The organism is Pseudomonas citronellolis, from assembly GCF_900112375.1.
In the GTDB taxonomy this organism is placed as follows: Bacteria; Pseudomonadota; Gammaproteobacteria; order Pseudomonadales; family Pseudomonadaceae; genus Pseudomonas; species Pseudomonas citronellolis.
Genome location: NZ_FOLS01000006.1, coordinates 122029 through 134720, shown reverse-complemented (window position 1 = coordinate 134720; position 12692 = coordinate 122029). Strand labels below are relative to the sequence as shown.

General features: G+C 66.8%; 11 protein-coding genes. 9 read left to right on the top strand and 2 right to left on the bottom strand.

Features of this window, described 5'->3' with window-relative positions; translation table 11 throughout:
- Window positions 1–2: 2 nt before the first annotated feature.
- The 6 genes from hisS (at window position 3) to BM060_RS07870 (ending at window position 6745) form a co-directional block, all read left to right on the top strand.
- Entirely contained in the window at window positions 3–1292 is a 1290-nt protein-coding gene (hisS, locus tag BM060_RS07895) for a histidine--tRNA ligase (RefSeq protein WP_074978970.1), read from the top strand.
- A gap of 26 nt (window positions 1293–1318) precedes the next feature.
- Window positions 1319–1963, top strand: coding sequence for a YfgM family protein (locus BM060_RS07890; protein WP_074978967.1), 645 nt, complete (start codon window positions 1319–1321; stop codon window positions 1961–1963).
- A gap of 1 nt (window position 1964) precedes the next feature.
- Window positions 1965–3107 carry an outer membrane protein assembly factor BamB gene (gene bamB / locus BM060_RS07885; protein WP_099049079.1) on the top strand — a complete coding sequence of 381 codons (1143 nt, stop codon included), beginning with the start codon at window positions 1965–1967 and terminating at the stop codon, window positions 3105–3107.
- Window positions 3108–3193: 86 nt separating this feature from the next.
- Entirely contained in the window at window positions 3194–4678 is a 1485-nt protein-coding gene (gene der / locus BM060_RS07880; protein WP_074978963.1) for a ribosome biogenesis GTPase Der, read from the top strand.
- Between the two features lie 136 nt (window positions 4679–4814).
- On the top strand, window positions 4815–5963 hold the full coding sequence (locus BM060_RS07875; protein WP_074978961.1) for a pyridoxal phosphate-dependent aminotransferase: 1149 nt from the start codon (window positions 4815–4817) through the stop codon (window positions 5961–5963).
- Complete coding sequence (locus tag BM060_RS07870) at window positions 5951–6745, top strand: amidohydrolase (protein ID WP_074978958.1); 795 nt, start codon at window positions 5951–5953, stop codon at window positions 6743–6745. Before BM060_RS07875 ends, BM060_RS07870 begins: the two co-directional genes overlap by 13 nt.
- 523 nt (window positions 6746–7268) lie before the next feature.
- Here BM060_RS07870 and BM060_RS07865 read toward each other — a convergent pair.
- Entirely contained in the window at window positions 7269–8222 is a 954-nt protein-coding gene (locus tag BM060_RS07865; protein WP_074978955.1) for an aldo/keto reductase, read from the bottom strand.
- Between the two features lie 342 nt (window positions 8223–8564).
- Between BM060_RS07865 and dapA the strand changes: the two genes are divergently transcribed.
- Window positions 8565–9431 (top strand): 4-hydroxy-tetrahydrodipicolinate synthase, encoded by an 867-nt coding sequence (gene dapA, locus BM060_RS07860; RefSeq protein ID WP_074978953.1) that lies wholly within the window; start codon window positions 8565–8567, stop codon window positions 9429–9431.
- A 65-nt stretch (window positions 9432–9496) separates the two neighbouring features.
- On the top strand, window positions 9497–9832 hold the full coding sequence (locus tag BM060_RS07855; RefSeq protein WP_064584183.1) for a DUF5629 family protein: 336 nt from the start codon (window positions 9497–9499) through the stop codon (window positions 9830–9832).
- Window positions 9833–10154: 322 nt separating this feature from the next.
- On the opposite strand, the gene leuA is transcribed toward BM060_RS07855, so the two are convergent.
- Window positions 10155–11825 carry a 2-isopropylmalate synthase gene (leuA, locus tag BM060_RS07850; RefSeq protein WP_074978951.1) on the bottom strand — a complete coding sequence of 557 codons (1671 nt, stop codon included), beginning with the start codon at window positions 11823–11825 and terminating at the stop codon, window positions 10155–10157.
- A 404-nt stretch (window positions 11826–12229) separates the two neighbouring features.
- On the opposite strand from leuA, the gene BM060_RS07845 reads away from it, so the two are divergent.
- Entirely contained in the window at window positions 12230–12640 is a 411-nt protein-coding gene (locus tag BM060_RS07845; protein ID WP_074979111.1) for a DUF2946 domain-containing protein, read from the top strand.
- Window positions 12641–12692 lie beyond the last annotated feature (52 nt).

Sequence of the window (12692 nt, the reverse complement as noted above, 5' to 3'; positions counted from 1 at the left end):
ATGTGAGCAAGTCCCTGCAAGCCATTCGTGGCATGAACGACATCCTGCCGGACCAGACCCCGGTATGGCGCTACCTGGAAAACACCTTCGCCGGCCTGCTGGAAGAATACGGCTACAGCGAGATCCGTCTGCCGATCATGGAGTTCACCGAACTCTTCGCCCGCGGCATCGGCGAAGGCACCGACGTGGTCGACAAGGAGATGTACACCTTCCTCGACCGCAACGAGGAGTCGCTGACGCTGCGCCCCGAAGGCACCGCGGGCACCGTGCGGGCCATGCTCGAACACGGCCTGACCGGCGGCGGCCAGGTGCAGAAGCTCTGGTACACCGGGCCGATGTTCCGCTACGAGAAGCCGCAGAAGGGCCGCTACCGCCAGTTCCACCAGATCGGCGTGGAAGTCTTCAACCTGCCGGGGCCGGACATCGACGCCGAGCTGATTATCCTCACCTGGCGCCTGTGGCAGAAGCTGGGCATGGCCGACGCCGTGACCCTGCAGCTCAACACCCTGGGTTCCAGCGAGGCCCGCGCGCGTTACCGCGAAGCGCTGGTGGCCTACCTGCAGGAACGCTTCGAGCAGCTCGACGAAGACAGCCAGCGGCGCATGACCACCAACCCGCTGCGCATCCTCGACAGCAAGGTGGAAAGCACCCAGGCGCTGCTGGTCGGCGCGCCGACCCTGCACGACTACCTGGACGAAGAGTCGATCGCCCACTTCGAGGGCCTGAAGGCCCGCCTGGACGCGGTCGGCCTGCGCTACGAGATCAACCAGAAGCTGGTGCGCGGCCTGGACTACTACTGCCGCACCGCCTTCGAATGGGTCACCGACAAGCTCGGCGCCCAGGGCACCGTTTGCGGCGGGGGCCGCTACGACGGCCTGGTCAGCCAGTTCGGCGGCAAGCCGACGCCGGGCGTGGGCTTCGCCATGGGCGTGGAGCGCCTGGTGCTGCTGCTGGAGACCCTGGGCGTGGTGCCCGCCGAGCTGAAACGCCCGGCCGACGTCTACGTCTGCGCCTTCGGCGAGCCGGCCGAACTGGCTGCCCTGAGCCTGGCCGAGAAGCTGCGCGACGCCGTTCCCGGCATCCGCCTGCTGCTCAACGCCGGCGCCGGCAGCTTCAAGAGCCAGTTCAAGAAGGCCGACAAGAGCGGTGCCCAATTCGCCCTGATCCTGGGTGACGACGAACTGGCCGCGCGCGTGGTAGGTTTCAAGCCCCTGCGTGGCGAGGGTGAGCAACAGAACATAGCCTGGGAGGCTCTGCCCGAGCACCTGGCAGCCTGCATCCAGCGGGCCTGAGAATCGAGCGGATTAGGAGTATTGGGGTGACCACGCGTACCGAAGAAGAACAACTGGCGGATCTCAAGGACTGGTGGCAGCGCAACGGCATGCCCCTGCTCACCGGGGCCGCCCTGGCGCTGGTGGTGGTGTTCGGCTGGCAGGCCTGGAAGAAGTACCAGGCCAACCAGTCGCAGAACGCCTCCATCCTCTACCAGCAACTGGTCGAAGCCTCGCTGACGCCCTCCGGCCAGCCGGACACCGCGCGCGTCGCCGAGCTGGCCAACAAGCTGACCAGCGAGTACGGCGGTACCCACTACGCCCAGTACGGCCGCCTGTTCGTCGCCAAGGTGGCGGTGGACGCCGGCAAGCTGGACGATGCCGCCAGCGAGCTGAAATCCGTGGTCGACAAGCCGGTTGACGCCACCCTCGGCGAGCTGGCCCGCCAGCGCCTGGCCCGTGTCCTGGCTGCCCAGGGCAAGGCCGAGGACGGCCTGAAGCTGCTCGAAGGCGACGCCGACAAGGCCTACCTCTCCAGCCGCGAAGAACTCAAGGGCGACCTGCTGGTGCAGCTCAAGCGCACCGACGACGCCCGCAGCGCCTACGAGAAGGCCAAGGCCGCCCTGCCCGAAGAGGCCGCCGCTGGCGCCCTGCAGGTGAAACTCGACGACCTCGCCAAGGGAGGTGCCTGACATGCTGCGCTGGAAACATGCGGCGCTGCTGGCGCTGACCCTGCTCGCGGTCGGTTGCAGCAGCAACAGCAAGAAGGAACTGCCGCCGGCGGAACTCACCGACTTCAAGGAAGAGGTGCGCCTGGACAAGCAGTGGAGCCGCTCGGTCGGTGACGGCCAGGGCGACCTCTACGAACTGCTGCAGCCGGCCGTGGACGGTTCCAGCATCTATGCCGCTTCCGCCGAAGGCCGCGTCATGGCCATGCAGCGCGAGAACGGCGACGTGCTCTGGAAACAGGACCTCGACCTGCCGATCTCCGGCGGTGTCGGCGTCGGTGGCGGCCTGGTGCTGGTCGGCACCCTGAAGGGCGACGTCATCGCCCTGAATGCCGCCAACGGCGAGCAGAAGTGGCGTACCCGCGTGCCCAGCGAAGTGCTGGCGGCGCCGGCCACCGACGGCGACGTGGTGATCGTGCAGACCCAGGACGACAAACTGATCGCCCTCGACGCCAGCACCGGCAACCAGCGCTGGGTGTACGAGAACACCGTGCCCGTGCTGACCCTGCGCGGCACCGGCGCCCCCATCATCGCCGGGCGCATGGCCATCGCCGGTCTGGCCAGCGGCAAGGTGGTGGCGGTGGACGTGCAGCGTGGCCTGCCGATCTGGGAAACCCGCGTCGCCGTGCCCCAGGGCCGTTCCGAACTGGACCGCGTGGTGGACATCGACGGCGGGCTGACCCTGGTCGACAACGTGATCTACGTGGCCAGCTACCAGGGCCGCGCCGCCGCCCTCGACCTGGCCAGCGGCCGGGTGATCTGGCAGCGCGAGGCCTCCAGCTATGCCGGCGTCGCCGAAGGCATCGGCAGCGTCTACGTCAGCGATGCCAGCGGCACCGTGGAAGCCCTGGACGGCCGCAGCTCGTCCTCGCTGTGGAGCAACGACGCCCTGGCGCGCCGCCAGCTGTCGGCCCCGGCGGTGTTCTCCAGCAACGTGGTGGTGGGCGACCTGGAAGGCTACGTGCACCTGCTGAGCCAGGTGGACGGCCGCTTCGTCGGCCGCGAGAAGGTCGACGGCGACGGCGTGCGCGTGCGCCCGCTGGTGGTCGACCGGTGGATGTACGTGTACGGCAACAGCGGAAAGCTGGTCGCCTTCACCATTCGCTAAGCTATGTTCTACCTGCCGGCCGCTGTTGGATGACGACAGCGGCCGGCGTGTTTTTTACGAATTCCTGAAATTTCCTGGAGAGCCGCATGGTTCCCGTAATCGCCCTGGTGGGCCGCCCGAACGTCGGCAAGTCCACCCTGTTCAACCGCCTGACCAAGACTCGCGACGCCATCGTCGCCGAGTACGCCGGCCTGACCCGCGACCGCCAGTACGGCGAGGCCAAGTGGCAGGGCAAGAAATTCATCGTCATCGATACCGGCGGCATCACCGGTGACGAGGAAGGCATCGACGCCAAGATGGCCGAGCAGTCGATGCAGGCGATCGAGGAAGCCGATGCGGTGCTCTTCATGGTCGACGCGCGCGCGGGCCTGACCGCCGCCGACGAGATGATCGCCGAGCACCTGCGCAAGCGGAACAAGCGCAGCTACCTGGTGGCCAACAAGATCGACACCGTCGATCCGGACATCGCCCGCGCCGAATTCAGCCCGCTGGGCCTGGGTGACGCCCTGACCATCGCCGCCGCCCATGGCCGTGGCATCACCCACATGCTGCAGACGGCCCTGGGCGAGATGTTCCAGCCCGAGCCCGAGGCGCCGGAAGACAACGACCTGCCGGACGAGCTGGAAGAAGTCGCCGAGGGCGAGGAAGCCAAGCGCATCCCCGGCCCCAGCGAGAAGGATGGCATCAAGATCGCCATCATCGGCCGCCCCAACGTCGGCAAGTCGACCCTGGTCAACCGCATGCTCGGCGAGGAGCGGGTGATCGTCTACGACCAGGCCGGCACCACCCGCGACAGCATCTACATCCCCTTCGAGCGCAACGAAGAGAAGTACACCCTGATCGACACCGCCGGCGTGCGCCGCCGCGGCAAGATCTTCGAGGCGGTGGAGAAGTTCTCGGTGGTGAAGACCCTCCAGGCCATCCAGGACGCCAACGTGGTGATCTTCGTGATGGACGCCCGCGAGGGCGTGGTCGAGCACGACCTCAACCTGCTCGGCTTCGTGCTGGAGACCGGCCGCGCGCTGGTCATCGCGCTGAACAAGTGGGACGGCATGGAGTCGGGCGAGCGCGACTACGTCAAGACCGAGCTGGAGCGCCGCCTGCTGTTCGTCGACTTCGCCGACATCCACTTCATCTCGGCGCTGCATGGCACCGGCGTGGGCCACCTGTACAAGTCGGTGCAGGAGTCGTTCCGCTCCGCCGTGACCCGCTGGCCGACCAGCAAGCTGACGCAGATCCTCGAGGACGCGGTGCAGACGCACCAGCCGCCGATGGTCAACGGCCGCCGCATCAAGCTGCGCTATGCTCACCTGGGCGGCGCCAACCCGCCGCTGATCGTGGTCCACGGCAACCAGACCGAAGCGGTGCCCAAGGCCTACACCCGCTATCTGGAGAAGACCTACCGGCGCGTGCTCAAGCTGGTCGGCACGCCGATCCGCATCGAATACAAGGGCGGCGACAACCCCTTCGAAGGCAAGAAGACCCAGCTCACCGAGCGCCAGGTCAACAAGAAGCGCCGGCTGATGTCGCACCACAAGAAGGCCGAAAAAAAGAAGAAAGACAAGCGTTGATAAAGACGAGAAGAGCGAGAGCCGAAAAGAGCGCTGGAGGCTGGACGAACGAGAGTCTTCCGGTGCTCTGTATTTCGTCCAGCCTCAAGCCTCCAGCGCTCTTAATCGGCTTTATCGGCTTTTATTAGGAACCGCTATGCTCGCCAGCAAACTGCCCAACGTCGGCACCACCATCTTCACCCGCATGTCGCAGCTCGCCGCCGAGTGCGGCGCGCTCAACCTGTCCCAGGGCTTCCCCGACTTCGACGGCCCCGCCGCCTTGCGCGAAGCCGTGGCCCGCCACGTCATGGCCGGGCACAACCAGTACTGCCCGATGACCGGCCTGCCGGCGCTGCGCGAGCAGGTAGCGGCCAAGGTCGCCGCCTTCTACGGGCGCAACGTCAGCGCCGACGCCGAGGTGACCATCACCCCCGGCGCCACCGAGGCGATCTTCTGCGCCGTGCAGGCGCTGATCCGCCCCGGCGACGAGGCCATCGTCCTCGACCCCTGCTACGACAGCTACGAACCCTCGGTGGAACTGGCCGGTGGCCGCTGCGTGCACGTGCCGCTGAACCTGCCGGACTTCCGCATCGACTGGCAGCGCCTGGCCGACGCCATCACCCCGCGCACCCGCCTGATCTTCCTCAACAGCCCGCACAATCCCAGCGGCGCGCTGATCGACCGCGCCGACCTGGACCGCCTGGCGGCGCTGATCCGCGAGCGCGAGATCTACGTCATCAGCGACGAGGTCTACGAGCACCTGATCTACGACGGCGTGCAGCACGCCAGCGTGCTGGCCCATGACGAACTCTACGCCCGCGCCTTCGTGGTCAGCTCCTTCGGCAAGACCTACCACGTCACCGGCTGGAAGACCGGCTACGTGGTGGCGCCGCAGGCTTTGTCGGCGGAAATGCGCAAGATCCACCAGTACGTGAACTTCTGCGGCGTCACCCCGCTGCAGTGGGCGCTGGCCGACTTCATGGCCGCGCACCCCGAGCACCTGCGCGAGCTGCCGGGCTTCTATCAGGCCAAGCGCGACCTGTTCTGCGACCTGCTGAACGGTTCGCGCTTCAGCTTCCAGCGCGCCGCCGGCACCTACTTCCAGGTGGTCGACTACTCGGCGATCCGCCCGGACCTGGACGACGTCGCCATGGCCGAGTGGCTGACCCGCGAACACGGCGTGGCGGCCATCCCGGTCTCGGTGTTCTACCAGCAGGCCCCGGCGGACATGCGCCTGGTGCGCTTCTGCTTCGCCAAGAAAGAGGAGACGCTGCGCCAGGCGGCGGACAAGCTATGCGCGATCTGAGCCAACTGCCCGACCTCAACCTGGCCCTGGTGCAGACCACCCTGGCCTGGCACGACGCGCCGGCCAACCGCGCGCATTTCGACGCGCTGCTGGAACAGGCCCGCGGCGCCGACATCGTCATCCTCCCGGAGATGTTCACCACCGGCTTCTCCATGGATTCCGAGGCCCTGGCCGAGGCGGAGGAGGGCGAAACCTACGCCTGGCTGCGCCACCAGGCCGCGCGCCTGGACGCGGTGGTGACCGGCAGCGTGATCGTCCGCGCCGCCGACGGCAGCCACCGCAACCGCCTGCTCTGGGCCCGCCCGGACGGCGAGATCCTGCACTACGACAAGCGCCACCTGTTCCGCATGGCCGGCGAGCACAAGCACTACACGCCGGGCGAGCGCCAGGTGCTGCTGGAGTGGAAGGGCTGGCGGGTGCGCCCGCTGGTCTGCTACGACCTGCGCTTCCCGGCCTGGAGCCGCGACGCGCAGGACACCGACCTGCTGCTCTACACCGCCAACTGGCCGGCCGCCCGCCGGTTGCACTGGAACCGCCTGCTGCCGGCGCGGGCCATCGAGAACCTGTGCTACGTGGCGGCGGTGAACCGCGTGGGCGAGGACGGCAAGGGCCACGCCTATGCCGGCGACAGCCAGGTGCTGGACTTCCAGGGCGAAGCGCTGCTGGAAGCGACCAATGGCGACGGCGTGTTCCACGCCAGCCTCTCGGCCCAGGCGCTGGCCGCCTACCGCGAACGCTTCCCGGCCTACCTCGACGCCGACCACTTCGTCATCGAGCCCTGAGGCTGTAGGTAGACGCTTTTCGTAGGATGGTGTTGAGCGAAGCGATACCCATCGCGGATAAATCCGCTCCTACGCTCTGGTCCGGAATGGACCCTGCCCGCGAATCGCGCGCAGGGCGCGCTCCTACAGGTTGATGCCGAACCTTGCGCCCATGCCGGACAGCCCCCTCTCCCGCTTGCGGGAGAGGATTGGGGAGAGGGAGCGGAGTAACCCACAACACAGTTGTCGCCGGTAAGCACCGTTCGCGAGCAAGCCCGTTCCTACATGGAAATGGCATGGTCGGGCAGTATCGTAGGAGCGGATCCCATCCGCGAATCGCGCCGGGACCTCCGGGCATCGTGCCCCTCTGTAGGAGCAACTGTCCTGCACCCTGTGCCGAGATGCTCTTCGTAGGAGCGAGCTTGCTCGCGAACAAACGCGGTGCCATGCGGTTCGCGAGCAAGCTCGCTCCTACGAAAGACGCCGCCAGCCGGTGATGTAGGAACGGACTCCATCCGCGATCATCGGCTACCCGGCGGGCGCCTCAATAGGCGCTCGCCGCATCCAGCCGGTGGATATCCTCCTGGCTCAGTTGCAGCTGCGTCGCCGCGACCAGGTCCGGCAACTGCTCCAGGTTGGAGGCGCTGGCGATGGGCGCGGTGATGCCCGGGCGGGCGATCAGCCAGGCCAGGGCCACCTGGGCCGGGGTGGCGTCGTATTCCTCTGCCACTTCGTCCAGGGCCACGAGGATGGTCACGCCGCGCTCGTTCAGGTAGCCCTTGACCTTGTCCACCCGCGCCGGGCTCTTGTCCAGGTCGGCCTCGCTGCGGTACTTGCCGCTGAGGAAGCCGCCGGCCAGGCCGTAGTAGGGGATGACGCCGATGCCCAGTTCGCGCACCGTCGGTTCCAGGCGCGTCTCGTAGTCGGCGCGGTCGTAGAGGTTGTAGTTCGGCTGCAGGCTCTGGTAGCTGGGCATGTGCAGGTGCTCGGCCACCTCGCGGGCTTCGCGCAGGCGCCGGCCGTCGTAGTTGGAGGCGCCAATGACGCGCACCTTGCCCTTCTTCACCAGTTCGGCGTAGGCGCCGAGGGTTTCCTCCAGGGAAGTGTGGGTGTCGTCGCAGTGGGATTGGTAGAGGTCGATGTAATCGGTCTGCAGGCGCTGCAACGAGTGCTCCACGGCCTGTTCGATATAGGCCGCGGAGAGGCCCTTGTGGCCGTTGCCCATGTCCATGCCGACCTTGGTGGCGATGATCATCCTGCTGCGGTTGCCGCGCTGCTTCATCCACTTGCCGATGATGGCCTCGGACTCGCCGCCCTTGTGCCCGGGCACCCAGCGCGAGTACACGTCGGCGGTGTCGATGCAGTTCAGCCCGGCGTCCAGCAGGGCGTCGAGCAGGCGGAAGGAGGTCGCCTCGTCGGCGCTCCAGCCGAAGACGTTGCCGCCGAACACCAGCGGCGGAATGGCCAGCCCGGAGCGGCCCAGTTCGCGAGAGTTCACCTGTCACTTCTCCATACTGCGGTGTGGTTGAACCAGCATAGACCCTAGGAGAAGGTTGACAGCCAAGTCCGACGTTGAGCATATTCGGTGCCTGATTCGCGCAACGGACTTCCCATGTTCGCCAACTCCGACCACTCGCTGCCGCTCCCGGGCTCCTTCGCCCCGGCCTGCGCGTGCGTCGCCGTTGCCAAGAAATCGAAGAAACAGTCGCTCATTTGACCGGGGCGCGCTGTCCCGTCAGATGGGCTGACAGGACAACCAGGCGCCAGGTCGATCTTCCCCCGCTTGCATCCCGCACCCTCCCTGACGGCGACCAGACGGTCAGCCACAAGGAGTTTTCGCATGTCTACGTTTCGTGGGATCTGGGTGGCCCTGGCCACGCCCTTCCATGCCGGGGAAATCGACTTCGCCGCCCTGCGCGGCCTGGTGGGCAGGTTGCTGGAGGACGGCGTCGCCGGCTTCGTGGTCTGCGGCACCACCGGCGAGGCCGCCGCGCTCAGCCATGAGGAGCAGCTGGCGGTGCTCGACGCCGTGCTGCAGTGGGTGCCGCCGCAGCAGGTGATCATGGGCCTGGCCGGCAACAATCTGCGCGAGCTGCTGGCCTTCCAGCAGGAAATCCAGCGCCGCCCCGTGGCTGGCCTGTTGGTGCCGGCGCCTTACTACATCCGCCCGTCGCAGCAGGGCCTGGAGGCGTTCTTCCAGGCCGTGGCCGACGCCGCCAGCGTGCCGCTGGTGCTCTACGACATTCCCTACCGCACCGGCGTGCGCATCGAGCGCGAGACCCTGCGGCGCATCGTCCGCCATCCGCGCATCGCCGCGGTCAAGGACTGCAGTGGCGACTTCGAGACCACCCTGGCGCTGATCGCCGACGGCGACGTCGAAGTGCTGGCCGGCGAGGACCTGCAGATCTTCGCCAACCTGTGCCTGGGCGGCGCGGGGGCCATCTCCGCGTCTGCCCACGTGCGCGCCGATCTCTACGTGCGCATGCAGCGCCAGGCAGAGGCGGGCGATCTGGCCGGCGCGCGGGGCACCTTCCTGCGCCTGCTGCCGTGGATGCAGGCCGCCTTCGTCGAGCCCAACCCGGCGCCGCTGAAGGCCGCCCTGGCGTTGCAGGGGCTGATCGCCGACGAACTGCGCGAGCCCATGCAGCCCTGCTCGGCGGCAACCGTAGAGCGTCTGCGCGGCGTGCTGGCGGCACTGGCCGACTAGGCGGGGAGGGCCGCCGGAGGGGCTTTGCTCTATGATGGCGGCCTGTCTCACCGGGAATACGAAAAATGTCCGAAGAAACCCTCTACCTGCTGGACCAGCTCGAACTGACAGACATGCTCGAACTGGACGGCCTGCATGCCTGGGAATTCAGCCTCGACGAAGACCTGCTGGACCGCGCCGAGATCGCCGCCGAAGCCGGCCAGGCCTTCGCCAGCGAAGACGTGGTGCTGCGCGTGGAGGTGGTCGACGGCCGCGACAAGCGGCGCTGGCAGTTCACCTACAACGAGGTGATGGAAGCGCAATACGAGGCCAGCGACGACAGCTGGACGCTGCAATCCGACGGCAGCGAGCACCGCCTGCGTTGCCTGGGCGCGGTGAGCGCCAGCGGCGACGACGAGTAGGCGTGGCGTCTCCCTGTAGGAGCGGGCCCTGCCCGCGATATCGCGCGCAGGGCCCGCTCCTACATGGGAATGGCGTAGGCGCGGATCTCATCCGCGATCCGCGCCGAGATGCCCGGCTATCGCGGACAAGGTCCTACGTAGCAGGTGAGCACGGCTTCTCGTAGGAGCGAGCTTGCTCGCGAACCGCATGGCACCGCCTTTGTTCGCGAGCAAGCTCGCTCCTACGAAGGGCACCTCGGCGCAGTCGGCAAAACAGTTGCTTGCCTGGCCGAGCAGGCGAAAAAAGGGGCCCGAAGGCCCCTTTTTCACATCACCGGTGAACTCAGGCGGCTTTCGCCTGGCCCAGGGTCACGGCGCGGTTCAGCGCGCTGAACAGGGCGCGGAAGCTGGCGGTGGTGATGTTCTCGTCGATGCCGATGCCGTGCAGCGAGCGGCCGCCTTCGACGCGCAGCTCGATGTAGGCTGCCGCGCGGGCGTTGGTGCCGGCGCCGATGGCGTGCTCGTTGTAGTCCATGATCTCGACGTCCACCGGCAGCGCGGCGACCAGGGCTTCCAGGGTGCCCTTGCCCTTGCCGTGCCAGCGGTGCTGCTCGCCCTTGTGGGTGACGTCGATGTCGATGGCGCAGATGCCGTTCTCTTCCTGCAGGCGGTAGTTCTTCAGGCCGAACGGCGAGACGGCTTGCAGGTACTCGCTCTGCAGCAGGTTGTAGATCTGCTCGGCGGTCATTTCCAGGCCGAGACGGTCGGTCTCGTTCTGCACCACCTGGCTGAACTCGATCTGCATGCGGCGCGGCAGGCTGATGCCGTATTCCTGTTCGAGCAGGAAGGTGATGCCGCCCTTGCCCGACTGGCTGTTGACGCGGATGACCGCCTCGTAACTGCGGCCGATGTCGGCCGGGTCGATCGGCAGGTAGGGCACTTCCCACACGGCGTCGTCCTTCTGCTGGGCGAAGCCCTTGCGGATGGCGTCCTGGTGGGAGCCGGAGAAGGCAGTGTGGACCAGGTCGCCGACGTAGGGGTGACGCGGGTGCACCGGAATCTGGTTGCACTCTTCCACCACCTTGCGCACGGCGTCGATGTCGGAGAAGTCCAGCCCCGGGTTGATGCCCTGGGTGTACATGTTCAGCGCCATGGTCACCAGGCAGAGGTTGCCAGTGCGCTCGCCGTTGCCGAACAGGCAGCCTTCCACGCGGTCGGCGCCGGCCATCAGCGCCAGCTCCGAGGCGGCCACGCCGGTGCCGCGGTCGTTGTGGGTGTGCAGGCTGATGATCACGCTGTCGCGCTTGTCGATGTGGCGGCCGAACCACTCGATCTGGTCGGCGTAGTTGTTCGGCGTGGCGCACTCGACGGTGGCCGGCAGGTTGAGGATCAGGCGGTTGGCCGGGGTCGGCTGGAACACGTCGATCACCGCGTTGCACACCTCGACGGCGAAGTCGGTCTCGGTGGAGCTGAACACCTCGGGGGAGTACTCGAAGCCCCACTGGGTTTCCGGCGCGGCGGCGGCCAGGCGCTTGATGGTCTTGCCGGCGGCGATGGCGATCTGCTTGACGCCTTCCTTGTCCTGGTTGAAGACGATCTTGCGGAAGCTTGGCGCGCAGGCGTTGTAGTAGTGCACGATGGCGCGTTTGGCGCCCTTCAGCGACTCGAAGGTGCGCTCGATGAGGTCGTCGCGGGCCTGGGTCAGCACCTGGATGGTGACGTCATCGGGAATGTGGCCGCCCTCGATCAGCTCGCGGACGAAGTCGAAGTCGGTCTGCGAGGCGGACGGGAAGCCCACTTCGATTTCCTTCAGGCCCACCTGCACCAGGCACTTGAAGAAGCGCATCTTCTTCTCGGCGTCCATCGGCTCGATCAGCGACTGGTTGCCGTCGCGCAGGTCGGTGCTCAGCCAGATCGGCGCCTGGTCGATGATCTTGTCCGGCCAGGTGCGGTCGGGCAGGGTGATCGGGGTGAAGGGACGGTATTTCTTCGACGGGTCTTTGAGCATGGTCATGGGCGGAATCCTTGTTCTTCCGGGCCAGCGGCGGCCCTGCGCGGTAGAAAGATGAAGAGGTGAAGCCGGGAAACGGATTCAGCCACGCAGTCGCGGGCTGACCAGGCGCAGGCAGGCGTGTTGGCGAAGCAGGATGAGGGTGTGTGCGGTTTTCATAGCGCCCACCCTAGTGCGCTTTGGGGGTGGATGGCAAGCATTGTGGAAAAATTGGTAGAAATCGTCGATCAATAAATACAAACGAGATTTTATGCTCGTATGTGAGCTTTATTGCGCAAGGAATTGCGAGGCGCTTTTTCTGCTCTACTCTCCGATGCGTCTCCATGCCGCACAGCATTGAGCCATCGGCGAATTGCGCCCATCGGCCCGGCAGGGTAAAACGCCGCCAATCGATTCGGGGACTTCCAGTGACAGGTCGCAGACGGCGAGGCACAGGACAAGGCACGGGCATCTGGCTGGCGCTCTTCGCCATGCTGATGATCCACCTCGGCCCGCTGCTGTCGCAGTCCATGCCCATGGATCACCCCATGCCGGCCATGGCCGGGATGGAGGACATGGCCTGCTCCGAACAGATGCGCGGCGGCCACCATGGCTCCGATGCCGCGCAGCAGGGCTTCTCCGCCGACCACTTCATGGAGAAGTGCGGCTACTGCGGCCTGCTGCTCCACAGCCCGGCCCTGCAAACCCCACGCCTGGCGCTCTCCGCCGACCTGCCCGGGGCTGCCCCGGCGCCCCAGGTCGTCATCGAACAATCCATCCCGCCTTCGCCGATCTTCCCCGGCGCCCGTTCGCGCGCGCCACCGTCCATGACCGCCTGACCTTTCTTTCGCCGTAGCCAGCGCAAGTGCCATCGCGCAGAGGAACCTTCCT

Coding starts and splice junctions, on each gene's coding strand:
- bamB (WP_099049079.1), top strand. CDS start 1,965: ATGCTGCGCTGGAAACATGCGGCGCTGCTGGCGCTGACCCTGCTCGCG.
- der (WP_074978963.1), top strand. CDS start 3,194: ATGGTTCCCGTAATCGCCCTGGTGGGCCGCCCGAACGTCGGCAAGTCC.
- BM060_RS07875 (WP_074978961.1), top strand. CDS start 4,815: ATGCTCGCCAGCAAACTGCCCAACGTCGGCACCACCATCTTCACCCGC.
- BM060_RS07870 (WP_074978958.1), top strand. CDS start 5,951: ATGCGCGATCTGAGCCAACTGCCCGACCTCAACCTGGCCCTGGTGCAG.
- dapA (WP_074978953.1), top strand. CDS start 8,565: ATGTCTACGTTTCGTGGGATCTGGGTGGCCCTGGCCACGCCCTTCCAT.
- BM060_RS07855 (WP_064584183.1), top strand. CDS start 9,497: ATGTCCGAAGAAACCCTCTACCTGCTGGACCAGCTCGAACTGACAGAC.
- leuA (WP_074978951.1), bottom strand. CDS start 11,825: ATGACCATGCTCAAAGACCCGTCGAAGAAATACCGTCCCTTCACCCCG.